Below are 22,316 nucleotides of genomic sequence, written 5' to 3'. Positions count from 1 at the left end.
CTACTAGTTTTTGGCCTATTCGTCAACCGCTCCAGACCCGATTCTCAAAGAAAAGCCTCTGGATTGGCTTGGGTATCATTATAGAAAGAAAAAGGCAAGCACCGTCTTCTGCTTACCTTTTCATGATTTTTATAAATAATATAAGAGTGGCCAAGCATTGTAAAACATGTGAACTAGAGTAGAAACCCATAGGTTTTGGCTCTTTTTATAAGCAAAGCCCAGTAACAAGCCCCCAAGTAGATAAAAAATAAACGAAGGGACATTGGAAGGTCCATGCATGAAAGAAAAGAGAGAGGAAGTTAGCACAAGCCCTAACCAAGAATTGTCAAAAACGGCACCTTGAAGAAGTCCTCTGAAAATGAGTTCCTCCTGGATGGGACCAAAAACTGAGGAAGTCAAAATCAAAGACAGAGAGATTCCTCTGCTGACTTCCGCCAAGTGTTGAACTCCTGCGCCAGAAGAAACAGCGAAGAAATGAATATAAACTAGCGTCTCAAGCAGACTTAGAAGAAAGATTTCAATGAAAAGCAAAAGTTGTTTCTTGCTTAACATCCCAAAAGAAATCATTTCAAACTGTCTAGCATAAGCAACACTCATCGAGGTTACTAGAAGACTTACAATAATCAATTCAGATTCATTTTGAAAAAAATCCCCATGGTTAATCGTATAAGGAACTGTAATGACGATTAGTAGCACTAAAAATCCAAAAAATAAGGCATGGCACTTATTAAAAATTCTCATAAAACTAGCCTCCTCAACAAACAAACTTCCCTACAAGTCATCCTTTAGCTCTAACCTTTCCAAAACAAACCATTTTAGCAACCAAAATCCGACCACATAGCCAGCCCCTAAGAAGATAGCCATTAAAGATAACATGGGATTTAGGAAATAAAAGACCACCACAGATACAAAGGTTAGCACAAAAACATTAAAAGCAATGGTGTCAGAAGCCAAGACCAGAATATAAGGTGTCAACCAGTCTAAGGTTTTTGAATCTAGGAAAAATAAGTGTTTATACATGATGACCTCCTCTATGGCTGAAAAGCAAGTCTTCTGGTTTTTTAGCCCAGGACCCTGTGTAGAAAAGTGAGCAAAAATGGTAAGTTTGCGATGATATTATTAACAATATGAATCGAATAAGAAGGATAGATACTCTTCGTATAACGTGTCAGCCAGGCATATAGACAACCCACTGCCGTATAGACAAAAATATCTGCGAAACTTGGCAAGCTAGAAAAGTGGGGCAAGGCAAATAAGAATGACGGAAAGAGAAGATCCAGCCTCCACCTCGAATTCTTAAAGAAGGCATGTTGAAGCAGTCCTCTACATACCAATTCTTCCATCAGAGGCCCTAGTACGATTAAGGTTAGGTAAACACCAAACTCCGCAAAATTTGTCTCACTATAGGCAATAAACAAATTCCACCCTTCATTAGTTCCCTGCACGTGTTTAGCTGTCAGATAGTTAAAACAGATAAGCACAACAGCTGCTAACACCGTCAGGACGGAATAGCTCAACCACTTTTTCCTAGGGATACGAAAGAGATAAGCATGGCCCGACCTGACCAAAATCCAAACCATCAAGCAGATAAAGAGAAGGCTGATGATGTTTCGAATCCAAATAAGATTTCCTACCCAAGACGAGAACTCCCAATAATTGCTCCAAAATTGGGTTGTCCAAAACAATCCAAAAAACAAAAACAAATAAGAAAGAATGGCACTCGTTTTGAAAAGAATAGGATGTTTTTTCATAGCTTTCTCCATTACAATTAAATGATATCTAATCATTTTCTAAAATTTGATAACTTTTGTGAAATGTTTTAGCAGAAATAACTCTATGATTGGTGATATCTATATAATCACCTGGATAACCGAGAACATACATCCCATAACCAGCGAATCCTCCTCCAACTGTTCCAACTAAACCAAACTTGATATTCGTTGCGAGAGAAGTGTTAAGACCTGCCATTAGAATGCGCACATGATTATCCAACCAAACCATATAATTTTTTTGAAAAGCTTCCTCTACCCAACTTGGTTTAGGAGTTGCTTGACCAATTTCCCAAACATCAACAATTTGATTCCCGTATTTTGCCTTCATATCTTCAATCCTTTTTAAATACCATTACATGAGTTTGGAGTTCCCCCTATACCATAAGGACTACATGGTTTTGAAAGATGTATAATAGGCCACTTACCATTTAATTGATCCAAAATTGGAGAAGGTGCTAGCCCACCCAATAAACCAGAAAGCATATCTCCCCAACCTCCGAAACTTCCTTCAACTTTCGCAAGCATCTCAGTATCCATCATTTCAAATTATGACATCGTTTTTGTATTCATAACAAAAACTTCATTAGCCCCTACTTTTTATAATACTTCAAGCCCCAAATGAGTAGAAGCATAATAATCAAGCAGAGAATAGCGCCAATATAGGCAATTAGTTGTTGGTAAGATTCTCCTGCTGTGACACCTCTATACAAACAAATAATAGACATAAAACCTGTCAAGCCGATGAACATGAGTTGATTGGTTCTAGGACTAACCAAATCATCATCTTCAAACTTTCTTATCCTCATTTCTCTAGTGAGGTAAACAGTGACCAAAATAGAAGCCAAGTTAATAACCACTAAAAGAAATTGGAAAACCAAGGAAAAATTTAAAAACTGACGAGATAGAAATAAATAAGTAGAGACAAGCAAAGGCAACTGACCTAGGAACAATCTTGCAAGAAAGATGTTCCGTTTTTTAGCAAGAAAAGTTTTCATTTCTTTTCTCCTTTCATATAATATCAGACGAAGAACTACACAAACTCATCGGTTCAAAACCTAAGTAGCCAGAAAAAAGAGACAGGTGACAGTAGCATTCATCAAACCATGTACAACTACACAGGAATATAGATTTCTCCGCTTTATATAGAGAATTCCTAATACAATTCCTGACACTAGATGTTGAGAGAGCATTTCTCCGTCATGAGCAAATCCAAAAAGAACAGCCGAAAGGATAATAGCAAATATGGAAGAATATTTTTCTAAACTTCCTAAAATGATTCCTCTAAAGAGTATCTCCTCCAAAAGAGGTTGAGTGAAAGTAGTTGACAACCAGAATAGAACTATGTACAAGAAACCACTTGTTTCCAAATGTTGAAAAAAGCTTAAAGAACTTGTATTATCATGGACTTTTCCAAGAACGGTCGTGAAAAATATAAAACCAACTACTAAAACCAGATTAGCCAGATAAGCAAGAACAATCCATTTCAATTCTACCCACTTGATTGGTAAGCAATATAAAGTAGTCTTATCACCCCATCTCTTAATGAGACATACAAGAATCGTTAAGCATATAAAGAAAGATAGAAGGAAGAAACCAACACTGAACACATCTCCCATTACTCCGTCATAAAAACGTCTCACAACAGTTAATGGTACAACTTGAATGGCAAAAGTAAGTAAAAAGCAGGTAATTATTTTTTTTAAGATAGAAATCGATTTTTTCATAGTTTGTCCCTTTTTCAACTACTTAATAAGATATTTTTTCTAATTTACTACTTCCACGAACGAAGCCCCCCGCTTCCTTAACTTGTGTTTTATCACACTTCCTGCTTCAATCTTTACACTGCTAGTATAGCACTCATTTTATCCTTGGATCACTCAAATCATAAATGGTCATCAAAACATCTTGAATTGTAAAAAATTAAAAAAAAGCAAGCATGGAAAACATACTTGCCCTAGGGGAACTTGACAACGTAAAGATCCAAAATAGAGAACTACTCACCCTCACTTCCGTATGTTCTCATATATTCTCATAATCGCAACAAGGATAGCAGCTGTCCCACTTGCAAAAGCGATAAGGGTAATGATAATGTTGAGGATTTCAGGCGTACTCCATATTCTGTTGATAAGACGGAGTAGGGATATAACTGTCAACTGAATCAAGAGTATTGATTCTACTCTTACCAATGAAGTCAGTCTGTTTTCAACTGCATATAAAAAGGCTGGTAGCAAAACACAGGCTATAGCAATCACAAACAGGTTGCCCCCTGTTTCTTCTCCCTTGTTCACCACGGAAATCATGAGAAGATTCGAAGCAATAATCAACGTAGAACAGATGATAAAAAAGGATTTCTTATTCATATAGGGTACCTCATATACTATGGCATTTTAATTGATGACTACAGGCGGTACTTCTTTCCACAGATCTTCTAATCATCAACTGACATCGAGTGAACTGTTAAAACCTGACGAAAAAGTTGATTTTTGCAGGTGGTATTTAGACTGGTATTAGGATGGCTTTCCACAATTTTCATGACGGTATAGAGACCAACTCCTCTCTCCTCCCCTTTAGAACTGGCTCCAAAGGAGAAAATCTCAGAAATATCTATGCCCTCTTCTTTAATGGAATTTTCAATGATAAAGGTCTCCTGTGCTCCATTTTTTAAAAAGGCGATTGAAACATGAGGTTGACTGGCCTCTGCACTGGCTTCAATAGCGTTGTCACAAAGGATAGACACAATGGTTAGAAAATCAAGCAGGCTCATCCCCTCAACCTGAATCTCCTCAGGAACTTCGACATTAAAGATAATCTTCTTATCTCTGGCTTTTAGAAATTTTCCTGCTAGAAGACTTTTTAGGGCACGGTCCCGAATATTCACCAATCTGCCCAGGTCATATTTATTGTCCTGTAATTTCTCACTAGAATCCTTTAAGACTGAGTCGTAGACCTCTTTTATCTGCTCCATATCCTCCTCTTCAATGCCCAGACGTAAGCTGGTCAAGAGGTTGGTGTAGTCATGGCGAAAACTCCGTACTTCCTTGTAAAGTTCCTCTATATGCCGACTATAACGTTCCATATCTCTGTAGCGCAAGGCCTGCTCTTGGTCCAATCTCTCATGGAGTTTTTCCTTCAAATAGGAATCCAATTTCTTGATAATCCCCATAAAAAAGAGTAGGTAAAACACTAGAATCAGATGGCGAACAGTCTTTGATTGGATATCGTATGCATATTCAAAGTAAGACAGATTTTCCATGACTAGAAAGTAAGCCCCCATTATCCAGTTAATCTTAGTCAGGGACTGTTGAAAACCTTTATCGAGAAACTCCTTTCTCAATCTAGTAAAATCATAGTCCAACCATTTCAAAAAGACTAATACTATGAAGCAAACGAATAGCATAATCAACAAAAAGAGAGGATTTCCATCTCCATCTACAATCCCTTGCCCCAAAAACGGAAACACAAAATAGGAAACACTTCTGTAAAAGAGATCCATCAATACAATTGGAAAGAGACCATAAAAGAAAAGGAGTTTTTTAGGAAGCCCTCTTAACAGTAAGAAAGATAGACATATACCGAACAAAGGTTCTATAAAATAGGACAAATATTCACTTACATCCAAAAATTGAAAAGTCGCAAAAATGGCCCCTAGAAGAAATTTCAAAAGAAAAGCTTTAAAAATCCTCTCAAAAGTGAGACCAATTCCATCTACCTTAAAGAAAATGACAATTTCTAGTCCATTAATAACAAGAAAATACAACAATATCCAAGCAATGTTCATAAACTCTCCTAGCTCAGTGTAATTTATTGATGGCTTCAGACACTTCCCTGACCTTATAACGCGCGATCATACAGCTTCCACCATTGGGAAAGTAAAGAAGTTTTTCTTTCTTATCCAAACGAACCACATTGGCAGGATTGATGAGAAAAGAGCGATGGCACTGCAAGAGACGGGGTTCCTGCTTGAAAACCTCCTCTAAACTCGCTGTAAATTCCAGTCTGTCTGTCTTGGTATAGAGAATAACACGATGAGCTCTGGGCGACGTTTCGAGATAGTAAACCTCTTTAAAAGGATACTGGAATTGGGCAAATTTTGATTTAAAGTAAAAGCAATCTTCCGCCAGACTTTTACTGTCTTGACTATTGGCATAGAGGAGGGCTGTCTCGATACGAGATTCAAACTCCTCTGCTGAAAGGGCCTTATCAATGTAGTCCAAAGCAGACACCTGGTAGCGAAAGGACAGGGGCATAAACTCCGAGTGAGTCGTCACAAAGACGATGAGAGCATAAGGATCTCGGTCCCGAATTTTTCTAGCCACTTCCAGCCCCTTCATCTCCTCATTTCGAATCTCAATATCCAAAAAGAATAGCTGATGGGCTCCCTTCTCATGCACCTCTGACAGCAGCTGGTCTGGTTTGCCAAAAACTTCAAAAGAACTGGGAGTGATATGATGTTCCTTCAAGAGTTTTTCAATCGTCGTTTCAATTCTAGCTTGTTGGGAAAAATCATCTTCTAAAACAAATATTCTCATCTTCTTACTCTCCTTGTTTCAATTTCTTCCTAAAAAGAGAATAGCAAAAATACTATGATACAAGCCCACCAAATCCTAAACAGGCCTTCAAGGCTCCTGAAAGGTATTTTATTCCTCAAATAAGCATGATAATCTTACAACTATTTTATCATAAAATCTTAACAGTACCATTCAGGAAATTTCAAGAGCAATTAAAGATTTTATGGTGAAAAAGGAGATAAAAGTGATAGACTGACAGTATCAAAACACAGTTGCTAGAATCAAGACTGGCACCCAGATTAAAGGAGGAATTCTCATGACAGATACAGACCCTATCAAAAGAGCTCAGACTTTGATTACGGACTTAAACAAAGCCTACCAAGCATGCAGACAGGCAAGCGCTGACGACGTCCGCTTTCAGGAGCAACTAAACTCTATTCTTGGTTTTCTAGCCAAGGCTGAAACAGTGGATAATCGAGTATTGATTGAATTGGAAAAATTTTACCAGACTTCCAGTCTTCTCATGGGACTCAGCGCTCTTGATCCAGATGCTCCTACTCGCGCTGCTTGGCGGGCCTATGACCGTTTCCACTTTGACCAAGTCAAGACCAAGTTGAGTCTCTACGGACCAACCATTATCTTGTAGAAAATAAAAGAAGTTGAGACAAACTGAACTCAACTTCTTTTTTGTTTCATATAGGCAATGTTAGTCCTGCATCTGACGTTTGACCTGATAAGGTAAGTACAAGACTTGTAAAACCAAACCTGCACCCAGCAAGGCTAGAAGGGCTAGTTTTTCTTGGAAGGTCACAAGGCCGACAACTAATTCCACAAGTAAAACAAAACTGGTCAATCCTCGGACTACCGCCTGTAAGCCTTTTTCCTTTTGCCCCTTGTCCAGTGGAAAGAGTTGGGTTAAATACTGGTAGTCAAAGGCATGATAGAGGGCCAGCAACTGGAAGAGCAAGAGGTAGTTAAAGAGAACCACCACTGCTGTCGCAATCCAAGCTTGCTCGATAAAAATCTGCGCCAGTAAGGAAAGCAAGAGCAGACGGAGACTGAGGGCAAAGAGATCTCCATTTCGCAGATAAGAACGCAGATAGAGATTTTGCCAAATCTTCCCAGGAACCTTCTGAACAGCCTTTAGGATAAAGTCCAGATAGGCACGACGCTTGACGCTGTTTGAAATTCCCTTTACCTGCGTAAAGAGGGCAAAGAAACGAAGCAAGACTTGCTTACGCTTGCTTTCTTGGGAAATGACATAGTCCCAGTCCAGTCCAGTTTCCGTGAAAAATTTACTAGCCTTTTGACGAAAGAGGAAATATTTACCTACTCCCAATAAAAGCACATAGACCAGAAAAACAGGCAAACCATAACCCATTGCCAAAAATAGGGGCGCAAATAACAGCAAGAAAAGGGTCTGAACAAAGAGCCAAAAGACTAGGGAAATGCCAGTTTGACGCTTGAGATGGAGTTTGATTTCCTCTTCTCCGACCAAGAGAAAGAGCTTGTCTGGAGCCTCCATATAGGTGGCAATTCCACCCCAAAGCAAAAGTAAAACAGACGTAATGCCTACAAACAAAAGGATAGGCCAATGATTTTCAGGAAAATGTTGTAAGAGTTGACTGTACTGGTAGGCTAGAAAGCCCAGCAGAACAAGCAGGAACAAGACAAAGTGGTCATTGAGAACATAGCGCAGATAACCGACACACTCCTTACGAAAAGCCTGCTTTCTCTTTAAAAACAAGTCTTTCATAGCTCCTCCTCTTTGGTCAGAGCCAAGTAAATATCATTCAAACTAGCCTCAGGCATGTCAAAGGCTTCGCGCAGTTGCAGGAGATTTCCCTTAGCACGCACTTCCCCCTTGTGGAGAATAACAAAGGCATCACACATCTTCTCAGCCGAATCCAGCACGTGGGTACTCATGAGAATAGACTTGCCTTTTTGCTTTTCCACTTCCAAAAGCTGAATCAAGTCTGCAATAGCCAGCGGATCGAGCCCAAGGAAAGGCTCATCCACGATGAAGAGACTCGGATCCACCACAAAAGCACAGATAATCATGACCTTCTGCTTCATCCCTTTTGAAAAATGAACAGGGAACCAATCTAATTTCTGGTCCAGACGGAACATTTTTAACAAAGGTTCTACTCGCTCAAAAGCCACTTTCTGCTCAATACCATAAGCCATGGCAACCGTTTCGATATGCTCTCTGAGGGTCAATTCCTCATACAAGCTAGGTGTCTCAGGAATGTAACCAATTTGCTTGCGATAGTTCGTTGCATCTTCTTGCAGGGTCAAGCCATTGATATTGATGGAGCCACTATAAGGTGTCAACAGACCGATAATCTCATTGATTGTCGTCGATTTACCAGCACCATTGAGGCCAATCAAACCGACCAACTGCCCACTTTCAACGGTAAAGGACACATCTTTCAAGACAGGGACATGAACATAGCCACCTGTCAGGTTTTTAATTTCTAACATATTTTCTCCAAATCTGGTATAATGTAGCTATATTATATCAAAATTCAATACAGTAGAGGTAGATTTTATGTCAGATTGCATTTTTTGTAAAATCATCGCAGGGGAAATTCCTGCTTCAAAAGTATATGAAGATGAGCAGGTTCTTGCCTTTCTTGATATCTCTCAAGTAACACCAGGACACACCTTGGTCGTGCCAAAGGAACACTATCGCAATCTTTTGGAAATGGACGCTACTAGCGCCAGCCAACTCTTTGCCCAAGTACCAAAAGTAGCTCAAAAAGTCATGAAAGCTACCAAGGCTGCTGGTATGAATATCATTGCCAACTGTGAAGAAATTGCAGGGCAAACCGTCTTTCATACCCACGTTCACCTCGTGCCTCGCTACAGAGCGGACGATGACCTCAAGATTGATTTTATCGCCCACGAACCAGACTTTGACAAACTCGCTCAAGTCGCTGAAACTATCAAAAACACCTAAGGAGTTGCCATGAAATTATCCAACCTACTGCTATTTGCAGGAGCTGCAGCCGGAAGTTATCTGCTCACAAAAAATCGCCAAGCCATCACAGATGAAGTCTTGAATACCACTGACCGCGTTCAAGCTATCAAGGATGATGTAGATATTATCCAAAACAGCCTACAAATCATTGACCAGCAAAAAGAACTCATCAAGGAATACCAAGAAGACCTGACTTACAAGTTTAAGGTCTTGGAAAAAGATATCCAGACTAGACTAGCTGTGATAAAAGAAACACAGGAAATCGAAGATAAGTAAAAAGAGCCATGAACTTTCCTTAAATCTATTTTAGGTTGTCAGGGTCAAACAAAAAAGAGGAATGAAAATGAAACAGTTTTTTAAAATTCTGGCACAGATCATCCTAATCCCTTGTGGTTGCCTTAGCCTTCTTGCGGTCCTAGCATTTCTAGTACTGTTTTTTGCCTTCAGAGCCTCACCGATTGACATTCACAAGGGAAATAACGCCCTCAAACAAATCTTTACCTCCCTTGACATGCCTCCTAAGAAAGTAAAATCAAATGGAAGATATAAATACGAGGGTGGGGGCTTAAATTTTTATGTTACTTTCTCAGATGAGGTCATCAATAGCCATCCCGTCTTAAAAGAAAGTCCAAATCTCACCAAAAACCAACTCGAAGTCTATGTCCTACAGACTGGAGATATCTCCTACTATAAAGTAGGGGATAACTTGTTCAATCATGGTTTATTGCAATTTTTAAAGAAGGAAAGTAGGAATTATTTACAAGAAATCGGAAAGAAACCAAATCCTGATTACTCAGTTCTATATTGGAAGGATCAGGAAAGTCTAAAAAAGGGAATTGCATTCTATGAAAAAGCCTTGACTTTAGTGGATATTCAGGATAACTCTGCAATCAACCATATTGATACCGTTACCATTAAGCCTGGTAAAGAAGCGGAAATCAAGCAACTCATCCAAGATATGGATGCAGCTGGCTTGCTCAAGCAAAGGTCTGATAGAAAATCAGCCGATGAGTGATTGTTCCAATGCTAACATTACAAAGAATAAAGTAAAAAGAGCCCAACGGCTCTTTTTGTGTTATTCTCCTTCAAAGGCATCTTTAATATGGTCAAAGAAGCCCTTTTTCTTTGGATTGACTTTTAAATCACCTGCAGCTGCGAATTCTTTCAAGGCTGCTTTTTGGCGGTCATTCAAGCCTGTCGGTGTTACGACATTAACGGTAACGTATTGGTCACCAACTGCACCGCCACGAAGACTCGGAGCTCCTTTGCCACGTAGACGGAATTTCTTACCAGTCTGAGTTCCCTCTGGGATAACCAATTCAACATCACCGTGAACAGTTGGGATATCTACTGTGTCACCAAGAGCTGCTTGGACAAAGTTGAGGTTTAGATTGTAGAAGATAGTAGTTCCTTCACGTTCAAACTTGTCGCTGGCTTCCACAGAAACCACTACATACAAGTCACCATAAGGTCCACCATTAAATCCAGCTTCACCTTGACCAGCTAGGCGAATTTGTTGACCTGTTTCAACACCAGCAGGGATTTTGACATGTACACTATGAGCTTGTTTTTCATGACCTGTTCCGTGACAGGTTGTACATGGATCTTTGATTTCTTTTCCGCGACCATGACAGACATCACAGGTTACTTGGCGACGCATCATACCAAGCGGAGTCTGCGTATCGACATTAATGACACCAGCGCCATGACAGCGTCCACAAGTGACTGGACTTGTTCCTGGCTTAGCACCTGAGCCATTACATGTACTACAGCTTGCTTCACGATTGTACTTAACCTCTTTTTCAGCTCCAAAAATAGCTTCTTCAAAGGTCAAATTCACACGGTATTGGAGGTCATCCCCCTGACGAGGAGCATTTGGATTGCGTGAAGCACCGCCTCCGCCAAAGAAACTTGAGAAAATATCCTCAAAACCACCGAAGCCACCTGCCCCGTCGAAACCGCCGAAACCGCCAGCACCACCAAAACTGCCATTGGCACCCGCAGCACCATATTGGTCATAGGCCGCACGTTTTTGGTCGTCACTCAAAGTCTCATAGGCTTCCTGAACTTCCTTGTATTTTTCCTCAGCACCAGGCTCCTTATTGATATCTGGGTGATATTTTTTCGAAAGCTTACGATAAGCCTTTTTGATCTCGTCTGCCGAAGCGTTTTTTGACACCCCCAGACGATCATAAAATTCAGTATTGTTCATACAAGATACCAAGACCGTAAAATTCGACTGAAAAATAGGAAATCTGACGCTGGAGCGATGCTCCTAGACAGATTTATCTTTTTTCCGAGAATTTAGGTCGGGTTCAATTCCTTTCTTTTATATTGAGTAATAAATTTGGGAACCCGTGTTCAATTCCCTGAACACCTTTGTTCCTTTCTATAATTTTCATGTAAATCTTTAGAGGCTGTTTTCTATACTCTGCTTCACTTGATTAAACTCTTCATCTGATAGAGTAAATATCAAATCCTCTTCAGCATACTCGTTCTGTTCTTTAAAATAGTTGTCCGTATTCTCTGCCAACCCTAAACCGAAAATCACTTTTCTTGCAAACTCTTGATGTGCAAAACCGATAGCCGTAATGATTTGTTTATCTTGGACAAAAACTTTCGGTTGGAAATTCTCACGTGGAAGAAATTCAAAATAGTCAAAGAAGTTTTGCCAAATTCCACCTGTAAATTTCGTGTCGTTCAACAAGCCTGCTTTCGCCAATAAAAGGGGCGCTGAAGAAATGGCTGCAATTAGGATATCTTGCTCATTAAGACTTCTCAAAAACGAGATCAATTTCTCATCTTGTAGAGTAGGACCTATATTTACCATTCCTGGCAAAATCACACAAGAATAATCTTCTATACGGATCTGATCCAATGTTTTCGTCGGTTGACAGGGCAAACCATCCTCAGAGACCACCATCGAATTCTCAGAAGCTACATAATCAATCGTGATATAAAAAGACAGAGCTAAAGTACTTGTTAAAGTGGTTATCTCATAAAGAGAAAAATTAGGATAAATGACACAAAGTACTTTTTTCATACACAACATCCTCTATTTTATCGAAAAACAGAGGCTGGGTTGCAACCTCTGGATTTCTTCCTATCATTTAGTTGTTAAGCTGAATTGAGCACGCCCTAACCTCTTGGTGAAAAAGACAAATCTTCCTAGAAACTAAAGTTTCTGCGTCAGATTTCCTATTTTCACTGTGAGGTTTTAACGGGCTTTGCATCTTACTTTTCAGTAAACTCTCCGTCTACGACGTCATCGCCTGCGTTTCCTGTTGCTTGTGCGCCTTCTGCTCCTGCCTGAGCTTGTTGGGCTGCGGCGGCTTGTTCGTAGAGTTTAACAGCAAGTCCTTGAGCTTTTTCGTTCAATGCTTCAAGTTTTGCTTTCATTTCGTCCAAGTTGTTGTCTTCTTGCGCTTTCTTAAGATCATCAAGGGCAGCTTGGGTAGCGTCACGTTCTGCGTCGAAGCCTTTGCCTTCAGTTTCCTTGATTGTCTTTTCAGTCGCAAAGATTGCTTGGTCAACTTCGTTACGAAGGTCAACTTCTTCTTTACGTTTCTTATCTGCTTCAGCGTTTGCTTCTGCATCTTTCATCATGCGGTCAATTTCTTCATCAGTCAAACCAGAGTTTGATTGGATAACAATTGTTTGTTCTTTTTGGGTTCCAAGGTCTTTGGCTTTAACAGACACGATACCGTTCTTGTCGATGTCAAATGTTACTTCGATTTGAGGAATTCCACGAGGTGCAGCTGGGATATCTGTCAATTGGAAACGTCCAAGAGTCTTGTTATCTGCTGCCATTGGGCGTTCACCTTGAAGAACGTGGATATCAACGGCTGGTTGGTTGTCTGCTGCTGTTGAGAAGACTTGTGATTTAGATGTTGGAATTGTTGTGTTGCGGTCGATGAGTTTTGTGAAGACACCACCCATTGTTTCGATACCAAGTGACAATGGTGTTACGTCAAGAAGGACAACGTCTTTAACATCACCAGTAATGACACCACCTTGGATAGCAGCACCCATGGCAACAACTTCATCAGGGTTTACTGATTTGTTTGGTTCTTTACCAGTTTCAGCTTTAACAGCTTCAACAACGGCAGGGATACGAGTCGAACCACCAACAAGGATAACTTCATCGATTTCTGACAAGCTCAAACCTGCATCTGAAAGGGCTTGACGAACTGGAACTTTTGTACGTTCTACAAGGTCACGAGTCAAATCGTCAAATTTCGCACGAGTCAAGGTCATTTCCAAGTGAAGAGGTCCAGCCTCACCTGCAGTGATAAATGGCAAGCTGATTTGAGTTGAAGTTACACCAGAAAGGTCTTTCTTAGCTTTTTCAGCAGCATCTTTCAAACGTTGCATTGCCATCTTGTCAGTAGACAAGTCAATACCGTTTTCTTTCTTGAATTCTGCTACCAAGTGGTCAATGATTTTTTGGTCAAAGTCGTCACCACCAAGTTTGTTGTCCCCTGCAGTTGACAATACGTCGAAGACACCGTCACCCAATTCAAGGATAGATACGTCGAATGTACCACCACCAAGGTCGAATACCAAGATTTTTTCTTCTTTATCAGTCTTGTCCAAACCATAAGCAAGAGCGGCTGCAGTTGGTTCGTTGACGATACGTTCTACTTCAAGACCAGCGATTTTACCAGCGTCTTTTGTTGCTTGACGTTGAGCATCGTTAAAGTAAGCTGGAACTGTGATAACTGCTTTCGTTACTTTTTCACCAAGGTAATCTTCAGCGTAACCTTTCAAATATTGAAGAATCATAGCTGAGATTTCTTGTGGAGTGTATTCTTTTCCATTTGCAGAAACTTTTTCAGAAGTTCCCATCTTAGATTTGATAGAGATAACTGTATCTGGGTTTGTGACTGCTTGACGTTTTGCAGCATCACCAACGATGATTTCGCCGTTTTTGAATGATACTACAGATGGAGTTGTGCGGTTTCCTTCTGGGTTTGCGATGATTTTGCTTTCAGTTCCTTCAAGAACTGCAACTGCTGAGTTTGTTGTACCTAAGTCAATACCGATAATTTTAGACATGTGTTTTTCTCCTTAAATTTTATATTCTATTTTTCTTTTTGATACTCTTCTTAAGTGGCGGCGCCGTCAGAGCTTGACTTCGTCAATCTCTTTGACTAAACTTTGAGCCTAAGGTCTCAAAGTTTGCGCAAATAGCGCCACGGCGAAGAGTATCGTCTTTGGTTCGCTTCGCTCACTATTGCAAAGCCAAATATATTTTATCTTTCTTCATAGTTTATTGTCGTTTCGGACAACTTTTGTCAAATTTTCTAAACTAGTTATAGACCACTACCATTGCTGGGCGTAGGATGCGGTCATGGAGTTTGTAGCCTTTTTGGAAGACTTGGGCAATGGTATCTGCTGGGTGTTCATCGTCTGCTGGGAGAGTTTGGATGGCCATATGGTAGTTATGGTCAAATTCGCCATCAGCTGCGATTTCTTCGATTCCTTCTTCTTTCAAAGCGTAAATCAAGCTTTCTTGCACCATTTCCAAGCCCTTCTTCACATCATCTGTCAAACCTTCAACTGCGAGTGCACGCTCAAGGTTATCCAAAGAAGGGAGAATCGCTTTTGCCAAGTCTTGACTACGATAACGTTGCAAGTTTTGACGCTCTTCATTGGCACGGCGTTGGATATTTTGCATTTCTGCATGAGCGCGAAGGTATTTGTTTTCGAACTCATCTGCACGTTCATTTGCCAAGTCCAACTCAGACTTCTCAGGAGTTGTTTCTTCTACCGTTTCCACAACTTCCTCTTCTTGGACTTCTTCTACTTCTTCATTTTTTATATCTTGGGCCATTTTCGCCTCCTTTAATGATTTCAATCTTAATGTACTTCGTAATGATTACTGCTGAGGTAGCGGTAAAAATCTGTCAACTTCATAGTCAAAACACGGTTGATTACGTTGACTTGGTTGATTAGCTGTTGGTAATCCAGATTGACCGGACCGATAATTGCTAGAATTCCAACTCCCCGATAAGGAATGAGAAATTTACTACTAATCACCGCTAGGTCAGCTAGACAGGACTCTTGACTGTCCGCAACACGGACGTTTTGCATCTGATCTTCACGCAACCCCTCACGAATCTCCAGAGCCACCTTTTGCGGTTGGTCAAAAAACTGATAGGCTGCTAGATTGGCAAAATTCAAGAGATTGACCTTGCCCACCACCACAATGTTTTCGTTGAACATTTCCTTAAAGATGTGTTCAAAGAGATCGATCACATTATCCGTTGTTGTGAAGTAACGCTGGATAATCTGCGGAATCTCCGTCCGAATCTTGTAGTGAATATCTAGAACGGTGTGACCGAGGAAACGTTCCTGAATGATGCTCTTCAGTTTCAGCAAATCCTCCTGCAAGAAGTTCCTTGGAATCAGAAACTGACTGGTAACCGTCCGCGACTCGTCTAGGGTGAATACCGCCAAGGCTGTATGTTGGCCCAAAACAACGATATCAAAGGCTGTCAAACGTTGCCTGCTAGGCTCAACATCCAGTGCTACTACCGTACAGCCACTCAAGTCTGTCAGTAGATTAGCAGCCTCTTGCAGAATATCCTCCAATTTGAAGAATTCCTGATCAAAAGCTTTGACAATCTCATACACCTCATTTTCAGCTAGTCGGTCAAAATCCAGTGAGTGTTTTACATAGTACTGAAAACCAGCAACACTTGGCATCCGACCACTTGAAGTATGAGCCTTTTCAAGCAACCCTTGCTTTTCTAGAGCCGCCATGTCATTACGAATGGTTGCACTGCTAGAGTTAATAGACTCTTGCAAGGCTTTGGATCCGACAGGTTCGTGCGTTTTGGTAAAGATGTCAATAATCAGATTTAAAATATCCTGCTGACGCTCTGTAACCACCTCATCACTCCTCTCTGTCTGATTGATTAGCACTCGACACACTCAAGTGCTAACTTATGATTCTATTATACACCCTTAGAAGAGAAAGTCAAGACAAAAACTCAAAAAATTAGCACTCTTTTACCAAGAGTGCTAAAAATCAGTCTGAAGACCTAGAGCTTTACCTTCCATCTACTCGGTATTTCTTTTTAAGTCTGAAAAAACCATGGATTAGATAAGAAATCATTAAAGCATATAAAAGAAAAATAACGAAGAAAGACATAGAAAGTTCTTCTTTAAATAAACTTATACAAACAACCAAACCACCTAAGAAAGTAGCTGCACATGAACGAAGTCTATATCGCATGACTTCCCATCTGCTCTCCTTAGCCATATAGACTTGATCCTCTGGAAGTAAATCAGAAGACGATTTACGAAGAATTGAACAAAAACCTGCTTCTATTAATTCCCAACCTCTATCTCTAAAATCTTGTAGTTCATGCTTATATTTTTTAAGAAATCTAGAATCATAGATACAGTAGATAACATCGTCTGGTTGACATTGGTCAAAATAGAAAAAACCAAAACGACTCGTTCTATACCTCCAACCTTTCAAGTGCATCTCATGTAAATATTCTTCTTTCTTATCCTCATCAAGAATCGTAAAAATCCGAAATTGTAGTTTGCTTTTCATCATCGCACCTCCAAATTAGAAAACATGCATGGTTTTATTTATCAGATAATTCTTTCCACTTTTGAAACAATCTCCAAAAAATATAAGAAATCTGAATCGCATGAACTATCAATAAAACACCATCTATTATAACAATCAAAAACATTTCCCAACTGAAAGAACTACCTCCAGCGACAAACTTTGAGAAAACCGGTAGTAGAGCTAAAAAGAGAAGCAAAATAGGAAACATCCGCCTCGTTAAAATCCGTTTGACCATAGCTAGCTTCCCGGCCGCGTCATTATAAATTTCAAACTCGGCATCCGACTCAATTCCAGAATGAAGCTTTCTAAAGTATGAAAAACCATTAAAGTCTGTAATATGCTCCCAACCACAATCTTTAAATAGTTGTAAATAGGAGGCTCTATCGGATTTTCTCATGGGATAAAAGTCCAACTGATAAGACACCTGCTCCGGTTGGCACTTTTCAAAAGTATACTTAACCGCAACTACTAAGTTAGAGTAGGTTACTTCTTTGAGTTTCCAGCCCTCAGCATGCATTTTTCTAAGATATAAAGCCTCTCTATCATAATCCGCAATGGTTGCAATTCTATAAACAACTTTCTTTTCCATCATCTTTCCTCCAGACTGTTTCTATAGAGCCGTTCAATACGCTTCAATTCAATATCTAAGACTTTTCGTCCCAAGTCTGTGATCTGATAGATTTTCCGTTTTTCCTCTTCACGGACAAAGGAAATCAAACCATCCTTTTCCATTTTTGACAAGGTTCCATACATAGTCCCAGGACTAATCGAAACTTGCGAATCTGTCATCTCCTTGACCTTTTGCGTAATACTATAACCATGACCTTCCTTTTGCAGACAGAACAAGATATAAAAGCCCGTTTCCGTCATCGGAAGATAAACTCGACGAATCTTATCCGTTAATTCCATTTGCATTCACCTCCTATTCAGTTCGATATATCGCACTTCGTTATATAAAATATATCATACCTCGATATAAAACACAAGAAAAAAGACCGCCCTCAGGCAATCTTTCTTCTATATTAGTAAAGGTCTAAATAATTATCAATTTCCCATTGTGAAACGAAGGTTGCATAACTTGCCCATTCGATTCGTTTTGCTTCAAGGAAACTAGTATAGATATGTTCTCCGAGAGCCGCTCTGACAACTTCATCTTCTGTCAAAGCTTTCAAAGCGTTGTGAAGAGTTGATGGAAGGTCTGTAATACCAGCTTCCTTGCGCTCTTCTGCTGTCATGATGTAGATATTTTCTTCGATAGGAGCTGGTGCTTCGATTTTATTTTCAATACCATGCAAACCAACTTCCAAAAGAACAGCCATAGCGATGTATGGGTTTGCCATCGGATCCACTGAACGTAACTCAAGACGAGTTCCCATACCACGTGAAGCAGGCACGCGCACAAGTGGCGAACGGTTACGACCAGCCCAAGCAATGTAAACAGGTGCTTCATAACCAGGAACCAAACGTTTGTATGAGTTAACTGTTGGGTTCATGATGGCAGTATAGTTGTAGGCATGCTTAATCAAACCGCCAAGGAAATGGTAGGCCGTTTCTGACAACTGCATTCCTTTTGGATCATTTGGATCAAAGAAGGCATTGTTTCCTTCTTCATCAAACAAGGACATATTACAGTGCATACCTGATCCAGCAATACCAAATTTTGGTTTAGCCATAAAGGTTGCGTAAAGCCCATGTTTGCGAGCAATGGTTTTAACAACAAGTTTAAAGATTTGAATCTTATCACAAGCACGGAGAACTTCATCGTACTTGAAGTCAATCTCATGCTGTCCAACCGCAACCTCGTGGTGACTCGCTTCTACTTCAAATCCCATTTTGGTCAAGACATTCACAATCTCACGACGTGTGTTGTCCGCAAGGTCAGTAGGCGCCAAATCAAAGTAGCCACCCTTGTCATTCACTTCAAGTGTTGGATCTCCATTTTCATCCAACTTAAATAGGAAGAATTCTGGCTCTGGCCCAAGATTGAAGGATTTGAATCCTACTTCTTCCATATGACGAAGTGCACGCTTCAGATTACCACGAGGGTCACCCGCAAAGGGTTCTCCTTCTGTTGTATAGACATCACAGATCAAACCTGCAACACTTCCATTTTCATCTCCCCATGGGAAGACTGTCCATGTATCCAAGTCTGGGTACAAGTACATATCCGACTCATTGATACGTACAAAACCTTCGATAGAAGATCCATCAAACATAGCCTTATTTGACAAGACTTTATCTAACTGTTCATCTGTAGCAGGAATTTCGACGTTTTTCATGGTTCCTAAAATATCTGAGAACATGAGACGGATAAAGGTAACATTTTTTTCCTTGACTTCACGACGAATATCTGCAGCTGTGATTGGCATGAGTTTTCTCCTTAATGTATGACTACTTGCGGTTGGCTAACCGCGACCAAAAGGTGATCGTACCGAAGCAAAGCGACCCTGTTGGAGGAGTTCATTGTGAAGTGCACGACGCACCTCAGTCTGACTCACCGCTTTCTTGGATTTCGCTTCACGTTCAGCATATTTTTTCTTAATAGCAGCGATATTATAACCTTCAGAGATATAATCTTTGATTTCAAGCAGACGATCCATGTCATTCAAGGAATACATGCGACGGTTCCCTTCGTTTCGATCAGGCTTAATCAACTCTTGATCTTCATAATAACGAATCTGACGCGCCGATAGATCGGTCAACTTCATAACACTGCCGATAGGAAAAACAGCCATATTTCGGCGAAATTCTTTTTCCTTCATTTACAATTTCCTTCTTTCTGTCTATTATAGTCTAAAAAAAGACAAACGTCAATTGATAATGTTATAAAATGTAACATTATTTTTCTTTTTTCTCTAAAAAGAGCCGAATACGATCAATATCGTAATTTACGAGAATTGCGACAAAAACTCCCATGAAAGTTTCTGATACACGCGCAAATACGTACAAAATTGTCTCTCCACTCGGGATCGATAGGGTAATGATTAACATAGCTGCTACACCACCAATAACCCCTGCTTTGTTATTCATGGCTACATTTGTCATAATGGTTAACATGGTACAAATCGGAACAACAACCAAGGTTACCCAAAAGGCTTCGTGGAAAAAGGTATTTAATAGGAAGAAGACTAGGGCATAGAGACCACCGATACTATTTCCTAGAATACGCGAAGTCCCAAAATGGACACTCTTATCAAAACTCTCCCTCAGGCTAAAAACGGCTGTCAAAGCACCGATTTGAAGACCTTTCCAGCCAAAAAAGCCAAAAATCAAGAGAACTAGAAAAACAGCAATACCTGTTTTAAAGGTTCGCATACCAAGTTTGAACTGGGATTTATCGAATTTATATTTTTTAAAATAACTCATAATCTCAACTTTCTATTTCCATTTTATCATAAATCTGCTGATTTTATTATGAATAGTTGAGAGGAAGCGTTTTTATTTTAAGCAAAAGAAAAGAGGAACTTTCATCCCTCTCTTCTTTGATTTATTTATAAAATCTTATTTTTCTGTCAAGGCTGCAAGTCCTGGAAGAACTTTACCTTCAAGAAGTTCCATTGATGCTCCACCACCGCGTCACAAATACCTACACTAACACAAAAAGGTGGCTATGTCACCTTTTTGTTAACGTTTCAGTTTTGTTCCTTTTTCTACAAAATCAGGATTTTGTAGAGACTAACGGGCTGAAATTATTTTTCTGTAAGTGCAGCCAAACCTGGCAATACTTTACCTTCGAGAAGTTCCATTGAAGCACCTCCGCCCGTACTAATCCATGAGAATTTGTCTGCGCGACCAAGGTTGATCGCTGCGGCAGCTGAGTCACCACCACCGATGATTGATTTAACGCCTGGTTGTTTCACGATAGCGTCCATCACACCGATTGTACCAGCTTGGAAGTCTGGGTTTTCAAATACACCCATAGGTCCGTTCCATACAACTGTTTTCGCACCAGTCAAAGCTTCGTCAAATTTAGCGATAGATTTTGGACCGATGTCAAGACCAAGGAAGCCTTCAGAAACTGCTTCACCTTCAGTGTCACGCACTTCAGTGTAACCAGCAAATGCGTTAGCTTCTTTTGAGTCAACTGGCAAGATCAATTTACCGTTTGCTTTTTCAAGAAGAGCTTTCGCAACATCCAATTTGTCTTCTTCTACAAGTGAGTTACCGATTTCGATACCTTGTGCTTTGTAGAATGTGTAAGTCATACCACCACCGATAAGGACTTTATCAGCTTTTTCAAGCAAGTTTTCGATAACACCGATCTTGTCTGAAACTTTTGAACCACCAAGGATAGCCACGAATGGACGTTCTGGAGTTTCAACTGCTTCTTGGATGTAGGCAATTTCGTTTTCAAGAAGGAAACCAGCAACTGCTTTTTCAACGTTTGCTGAGATACCAACGTTAGATGCGTGTGCACGGTGAGCTGTACCGAATGCATCGTTTACGAAGATACCATCTCCAAGTGATGCCCAGTATTTACCAAGTTCAGGATCGTTTTTAGATTCTTTCTTGCCATCAACATCTTCGTAACGAGTGTTTTCAACCAAGAGAACTTGTCCATCTTCAAGAGCGTTGATAGCTGCTTCCAATTCAGCACCACGAGTAACACCTGGGAAAACAACGTCTTGGCCCAATTTAGCTGCCAAGTCTGCTGCTACAGGAGCAAGTGATTTACCAGCTTTATCAGCTTCTTCTTTCACACGTCCAAGGTGAGAGAAAAGAATTGCACGTCCACCTTGTTCGATGATGTACTTAATAGTTGGAAGAGCTGCTGTGATACGGTTGTCGTTAGTGATTACGCCATCTTTCAATGGTACGTTGAAGTCAACACGAACGAGGACTTTTTTACCTTTCAAGTCAACGTCTTTAACAGTAAGTTTTGCCATGTTACAAAAACCCCTTTATTTATTTTATTCGAAACTATTATATCACACTTTGGAAATATAAGGAAAGATTTCACAAGATTTTTCGATATTTAATCTTCATCTTCTTTTTTCTGTTTCAATGTCAAGGCTAAACTAGCAAGACCAAGGCTTGCCAATCCTACTATTAGGGCTTCATTGGCATCAGCAGTTCCTGTATTTGGCAATTGTTTGCTTGCTTCTTCTGATTTAACTGCTGTATTTTGGGATGGTTTTTCTTGTGTAGGCGCTACTGCTGGTTCTGTTTTTACTTTTGTTCCAATTTCAACAATTTCTGGAAGAGCTTCCTTGAGAACTTCTGTTGTACGAAGGGTACGATTGCCTTGGCTATCTACTTCAATCAAGCGACGAATTTGTCCTTCTTCTCCAGCTTGAACAATACGACGTTGACCTTTGAGAAGCTCTGAGTTTGGACGTTCTTGACGTTCAAAGGATACTGCAATTTTTTCAACTTCTAGTTTCGGAGTTTCTAGAACCAGGTCTTTTACTCCTTCTGCTGGTTGATTGCTTGATAGAACTTTTGTACCTACTTCGGTAATC

General features: G+C 40.1%; 29 protein-coding genes. 4 read left to right on the top strand and 25 right to left on the bottom strand.

What is annotated here, in order from left to right; all coding sequences use genetic code 11:
- Window positions 1–129 precede the first annotated feature (129 nt).
- The 10 genes from ADH52_RS03575 to ADH52_RS03530 all read right to left on the bottom strand — a co-directional run bounded on the left by ADH52_RS03575 (window position 130) and on the right by ADH52_RS03530 (window position 6,301).
- The gene (locus ADH52_RS03575) at window positions 130–741 is read right to left on the bottom strand and encodes a CPBP family intramembrane glutamic endopeptidase (protein WP_049510138.1); all 612 of its coding nucleotides are present in this window, start codon (window positions 739–741) and stop codon (window positions 130–132) included.
- 30 nt (window positions 742–771) lie between these two features.
- A complete protein-coding gene (gene blpZ, locus ADH52_RS03570) occupies window positions 772–1,020 on the bottom strand; it encodes an immunity protein BlpZ (protein WP_000276515.1) in 249 nt (82 codons plus the stop codon).
- Window positions 1,021–1,061: 41 nt separating this feature from the next.
- Window positions 1,062–1,751 (bottom strand): CPBP family intramembrane glutamic endopeptidase, encoded by a 690-nt coding sequence (locus ADH52_RS03565; RefSeq protein WP_049510136.1) that lies wholly within the window; start codon window positions 1,749–1,751, stop codon window positions 1,062–1,064.
- Between the two features lie 28 nt (window positions 1,752–1,779).
- The gene (locus ADH52_RS03560; RefSeq protein WP_049510134.1) at window positions 1,780–2,100 is read right to left on the bottom strand and encodes a hypothetical protein; all 321 of its coding nucleotides are present in this window, start codon (window positions 2,098–2,100) and stop codon (window positions 1,780–1,782) included.
- Window positions 2,101–2,114: 14 nt separating this feature from the next.
- A complete protein-coding gene (locus ADH52_RS03555) occupies window positions 2,115–2,312 on the bottom strand; it encodes a bacteriocin (RefSeq protein ID WP_031233153.1) in 198 nt (65 codons plus the stop codon).
- Window positions 2,313–2,362: 50 nt separating this feature from the next.
- Window positions 2,363–2,767, bottom strand: coding sequence for a hypothetical protein (locus tag ADH52_RS03550; protein ID WP_020903123.1), 405 nt, complete (start codon window positions 2,765–2,767; stop codon window positions 2,363–2,365).
- Between the two features lie 60 nt (window positions 2,768–2,827).
- Complete coding sequence (locus ADH52_RS03545; RefSeq protein ID WP_049510131.1) at window positions 2,828–3,496, bottom strand: CPBP family intramembrane glutamic endopeptidase; 669 nt, start codon at window positions 3,494–3,496, stop codon at window positions 2,828–2,830.
- 279 nt (window positions 3,497–3,775) lie between these two features.
- On the bottom strand, window positions 3,776–4,132 hold the full coding sequence (locus ADH52_RS03540) for a hypothetical protein (RefSeq protein ID WP_049510130.1): 357 nt from the start codon (window positions 4,130–4,132) through the stop codon (window positions 3,776–3,778).
- 68 nt (window positions 4,133–4,200) lie between these two features.
- Window positions 4,201–5,550, bottom strand: coding sequence for a sensor histidine kinase (locus tag ADH52_RS03535; protein ID WP_049510129.1), 1,350 nt, complete (start codon window positions 5,548–5,550; stop codon window positions 4,201–4,203).
- Between the two features lie 13 nt (window positions 5,551–5,563).
- Window positions 5,564–6,301 carry a response regulator transcription factor gene (locus ADH52_RS03530; RefSeq protein ID WP_049510127.1) on the bottom strand — a complete coding sequence of 246 codons (738 nt, stop codon included), beginning with the start codon at window positions 6,299–6,301 and terminating at the stop codon, window positions 5,564–5,566.
- 295 nt (window positions 6,302–6,596) lie between these two features.
- On the opposite strand from ADH52_RS03530, the gene ADH52_RS03525 reads away from it, so the two are divergent.
- Window positions 6,597–6,926: a hypothetical protein gene (locus ADH52_RS03525; protein ID WP_049510125.1), complete on the top strand. Its 330-nt coding sequence runs from the start codon at window positions 6,597–6,599 to the stop codon at window positions 6,924–6,926.
- A 60-nt stretch (window positions 6,927–6,986) separates the two neighbouring features.
- Here ADH52_RS03525 and ADH52_RS03520 read toward each other — a convergent pair whose 3' ends face one another.
- Both ADH52_RS03520 and ADH52_RS03515 read right to left on the bottom strand, forming a co-directional pair.
- Entirely contained in the window at window positions 6,987–8,036 is a 1,050-nt protein-coding gene (locus tag ADH52_RS03520) for an ABC transporter permease (protein WP_049510123.1), read from the bottom strand.
- On the bottom strand, window positions 8,033–8,764 hold the full coding sequence (locus ADH52_RS03515) for an ABC transporter ATP-binding protein (RefSeq protein WP_049510121.1): 732 nt from the start codon (window positions 8,762–8,764) through the stop codon (window positions 8,033–8,035). The genes ADH52_RS03520 and ADH52_RS03515 overlap by 4 nt, the downstream gene beginning before the upstream one ends.
- Before the next feature lie 67 nt (window positions 8,765–8,831).
- On the opposite strand from ADH52_RS03515, the gene ADH52_RS03510 reads away from it, so the two are divergent.
- The 3 genes from ADH52_RS03510 (at window position 8,832) to ADH52_RS03500 (ending at window position 10,278) form a co-directional block, all read left to right on the top strand.
- Window positions 8,832–9,242 (top strand): HIT family protein, encoded by a 411-nt coding sequence (locus ADH52_RS03510; RefSeq protein ID WP_049510119.1) that lies wholly within the window; start codon window positions 8,832–8,834, stop codon window positions 9,240–9,242.
- 9 nt (window positions 9,243–9,251) lie between these two features.
- A complete protein-coding gene (locus ADH52_RS03505) occupies window positions 9,252–9,539 on the top strand; it encodes a hypothetical protein (protein WP_023943394.1) in 288 nt (95 codons plus the stop codon).
- A 61-nt stretch (window positions 9,540–9,600) separates the two neighbouring features.
- The gene (locus ADH52_RS03500; protein ID WP_080977203.1) at window positions 9,601–10,278 is read left to right on the top strand and encodes a hypothetical protein; all 678 of its coding nucleotides are present in this window, start codon (window positions 9,601–9,603) and stop codon (window positions 10,276–10,278) included.
- Between the two features lie 60 nt (window positions 10,279–10,338).
- On the opposite strand, the gene dnaJ is transcribed toward ADH52_RS03500, so the two are convergent.
- The 13 genes from dnaJ to ADH52_RS03435 form a co-directional block, all read right to left on the bottom strand.
- Complete coding sequence (gene dnaJ / locus ADH52_RS03495; protein ID WP_049510114.1) at window positions 10,339–11,475, bottom strand: molecular chaperone DnaJ; 1,137 nt, start codon at window positions 11,473–11,475, stop codon at window positions 10,339–10,341.
- Between the two features lie 198 nt (window positions 11,476–11,673).
- Window positions 11,674–12,306 carry a DJ-1/PfpI family protein gene (locus ADH52_RS03490; RefSeq protein WP_049510113.1) on the bottom strand — a complete coding sequence of 211 codons (633 nt, stop codon included), beginning with the start codon at window positions 12,304–12,306 and terminating at the stop codon, window positions 11,674–11,676.
- 191 nt (window positions 12,307–12,497) lie between these two features.
- Entirely contained in the window at window positions 12,498–14,321 is a 1,824-nt protein-coding gene (gene dnaK, locus ADH52_RS03485) for a molecular chaperone DnaK (RefSeq protein ID WP_049510111.1), read from the bottom strand.
- A 253-nt stretch (window positions 14,322–14,574) separates the two neighbouring features.
- Window positions 14,575–15,099, bottom strand: coding sequence for a nucleotide exchange factor GrpE (gene grpE / locus ADH52_RS03480; RefSeq protein ID WP_049510110.1), 525 nt, complete (start codon window positions 15,097–15,099; stop codon window positions 14,575–14,577).
- A gap of 26 nt (window positions 15,100–15,125) precedes the next feature.
- Complete coding sequence (gene hrcA, locus ADH52_RS03475) at window positions 15,126–16,160, bottom strand: heat-inducible transcriptional repressor HrcA (protein ID WP_049510108.1); 1,035 nt, start codon at window positions 16,158–16,160, stop codon at window positions 15,126–15,128.
- 160 nt (window positions 16,161–16,320) lie between these two features.
- Window positions 16,321–16,833, bottom strand: coding sequence for a DUF2812 domain-containing protein (locus tag ADH52_RS03470; RefSeq protein ID WP_049510106.1), 513 nt, complete (start codon window positions 16,831–16,833; stop codon window positions 16,321–16,323).
- Window positions 16,834–16,867: 34 nt separating this feature from the next.
- Window positions 16,868–17,443, bottom strand: coding sequence for a DUF2812 domain-containing protein (locus ADH52_RS11805; protein WP_049510187.1), 576 nt, complete (start codon window positions 17,441–17,443; stop codon window positions 16,868–16,870).
- Window positions 17,443–17,763, bottom strand: a complete 321-nt coding sequence (locus ADH52_RS03460; protein WP_049510185.1) for a PadR family transcriptional regulator — start codon at window positions 17,761–17,763, stop codon at window positions 17,443–17,445. Before ADH52_RS03460 ends, ADH52_RS11805 begins: the two co-directional genes overlap by 1 nt.
- A 113-nt stretch (window positions 17,764–17,876) precedes the next feature.
- Entirely contained in the window at window positions 17,877–19,223 is a 1,347-nt protein-coding gene (gene glnA / locus ADH52_RS03455) for a type I glutamate--ammonia ligase (RefSeq protein ID WP_004255939.1), read from the bottom strand.
- A 36-nt stretch (window positions 19,224–19,259) separates the two neighbouring features.
- Complete coding sequence (gene glnR / locus ADH52_RS03450) at window positions 19,260–19,616, bottom strand: transcriptional repressor GlnR (RefSeq protein ID WP_000659548.1); 357 nt, start codon at window positions 19,614–19,616, stop codon at window positions 19,260–19,262.
- A 76-nt stretch (window positions 19,617–19,692) separates the two neighbouring features.
- The gene (locus ADH52_RS03445) at window positions 19,693–20,220 is read right to left on the bottom strand and encodes an FUSC family protein (RefSeq protein ID WP_000119915.1); all 528 of its coding nucleotides are present in this window, start codon (window positions 20,218–20,220) and stop codon (window positions 19,693–19,695) included.
- 323 nt (window positions 20,221–20,543) lie between these two features.
- Window positions 20,544–21,740, bottom strand: a complete 1,197-nt coding sequence (locus ADH52_RS03440; protein WP_001096743.1) for a phosphoglycerate kinase — start codon at window positions 21,738–21,740, stop codon at window positions 20,544–20,546.
- An 89-nt stretch (window positions 21,741–21,829) separates the two neighbouring features.
- Window positions 21,830–22,316 (bottom strand): G5 domain-containing protein (locus ADH52_RS03435; RefSeq protein ID WP_049510103.1); only part of this gene is annotated, 487 nt, incomplete at its 5' end.

The sequence above is a fragment of the Streptococcus pseudopneumoniae genome (assembly GCF_001072665.1).
GTDB lineage: Bacteria > Bacillota > Bacilli > Lactobacillales > Streptococcaceae > Streptococcus > Streptococcus pseudopneumoniae_S.
This window is presented reverse-complemented; position numbering and strand designations above follow the sequence as displayed.

Bases quoted from the DNA above. Each gene is read 5' to 3' on its own strand.
- ADH52_RS03575 (WP_049510138.1), bottom strand. From the start codon at position 741: ATGAGAATTTTTAATAAGTGCCATGCCTTATTTTTTGGATTTTTAGTG.
- blpZ (WP_000276515.1), bottom strand. From the start codon at position 1,020: ATGTATAAACACTTATTTTTCCTAGATTCAAAAACCTTAGACTGGTTG.
- ADH52_RS03565 (WP_049510136.1), bottom strand. From the start codon at position 1,751: ATGAAAAAACATCCTATTCTTTTCAAAACGAGTGCCATTCTTTCTTAT.
- ADH52_RS03560 (WP_049510134.1), bottom strand. From the start codon at position 2,100: ATGAAGGCAAAATACGGGAATCAAATTGTTGATGTTTGGGAAATTGGT.
- ADH52_RS03555 (WP_031233153.1), bottom strand. From the start codon at position 2,312: ATGATGGATACTGAGATGCTTGCGAAAGTTGAAGGAAGTTTCGGAGGT.
- ADH52_RS03550 (WP_020903123.1), bottom strand. From the start codon at position 2,767: ATGAAAACTTTTCTTGCTAAAAAACGGAACATCTTTCTTGCAAGATTG.
- ADH52_RS03545 (WP_049510131.1), bottom strand. From the start codon at position 3,496: ATGAAAAAATCGATTTCTATCTTAAAAAAAATAATTACCTGCTTTTTA.
- ADH52_RS03540 (WP_049510130.1), bottom strand. From the start codon at position 4,132: ATGAATAAGAAATCCTTTTTTATCATCTGTTCTACGTTGATTATTGCT.
- ADH52_RS03535 (WP_049510129.1), bottom strand. From the start codon at position 5,550: ATGAACATTGCTTGGATATTGTTGTATTTTCTTGTTATTAATGGACTA.
- ADH52_RS03530 (WP_049510127.1), bottom strand. From the start codon at position 6,301: ATGAGAATATTTGTTTTAGAAGATGATTTTTCCCAACAAGCTAGAATT.
- ADH52_RS03525 (WP_049510125.1), top strand. From the start codon at position 6,597: ATGACAGATACAGACCCTATCAAAAGAGCTCAGACTTTGATTACGGAC.
- ADH52_RS03520 (WP_049510123.1), bottom strand. From the start codon at position 8,036: ATGAAAGACTTGTTTTTAAAGAGAAAGCAGGCTTTTCGTAAGGAGTGT.
- ADH52_RS03515 (WP_049510121.1), bottom strand. From the start codon at position 8,764: ATGTTAGAAATTAAAAACCTGACAGGTGGCTATGTTCATGTCCCTGTC.
- ADH52_RS03510 (WP_049510119.1), top strand. From the start codon at position 8,832: ATGTCAGATTGCATTTTTTGTAAAATCATCGCAGGGGAAATTCCTGCT.
- ADH52_RS03505 (WP_023943394.1), top strand. From the start codon at position 9,252: ATGAAATTATCCAACCTACTGCTATTTGCAGGAGCTGCAGCCGGAAGT.
- ADH52_RS03500 (WP_080977203.1), top strand. From the start codon at position 9,601: ATGAAAATGAAACAGTTTTTTAAAATTCTGGCACAGATCATCCTAATC.
- dnaJ (WP_049510114.1), bottom strand. From the start codon at position 11,475: ATGAACAATACTGAATTTTATGATCGTCTGGGGGTGTCAAAAAACGCT.
- ADH52_RS03490 (WP_049510113.1), bottom strand. From the start codon at position 12,306: ATGAAAAAAGTACTTTGTGTCATTTATCCTAATTTTTCTCTTTATGAG.
- dnaK (WP_049510111.1), bottom strand. From the start codon at position 14,321: ATGTCTAAAATTATCGGTATTGACTTAGGTACAACAAACTCAGCAGTT.
- grpE (WP_049510110.1), bottom strand. From the start codon at position 15,099: ATGGCCCAAGATATAAAAAATGAAGAAGTAGAAGAAGTCCAAGAAGAG.
- ADH52_RS03470 (WP_049510106.1), bottom strand. From the start codon at position 16,833: ATGAAAAGCAAACTACAATTTCGGATTTTTACGATTCTTGATGAGGAT.
- ADH52_RS11805 (WP_049510187.1), bottom strand. From the start codon at position 17,443: ATGGAAAAGAAAGTTGTTTATAGAATTGCAACCATTGCGGATTATGAT.
- ADH52_RS03460 (WP_049510185.1), bottom strand. From the start codon at position 17,763: ATGGAATTAACGGATAAGATTCGTCGAGTTTATCTTCCGATGACGGAA.
- glnA (WP_004255939.1), bottom strand. From the start codon at position 19,223: ATGCCAATCACAGCTGCAGATATTCGTCGTGAAGTCAAGGAAAAAAAT.
- glnR (WP_000659548.1), bottom strand. From the start codon at position 19,616: ATGAAGGAAAAAGAATTTCGCCGAAATATGGCTGTTTTTCCTATCGGC.
- ADH52_RS03445 (WP_000119915.1), bottom strand. From the start codon at position 20,220: ATGAGTTATTTTAAAAAATATAAATTCGATAAATCCCAGTTCAAACTT.
- ADH52_RS03440 (WP_001096743.1), bottom strand. From the start codon at position 21,740: ATGGCAAAACTTACTGTTAAAGACGTTGACTTGAAAGGTAAAAAAGTC.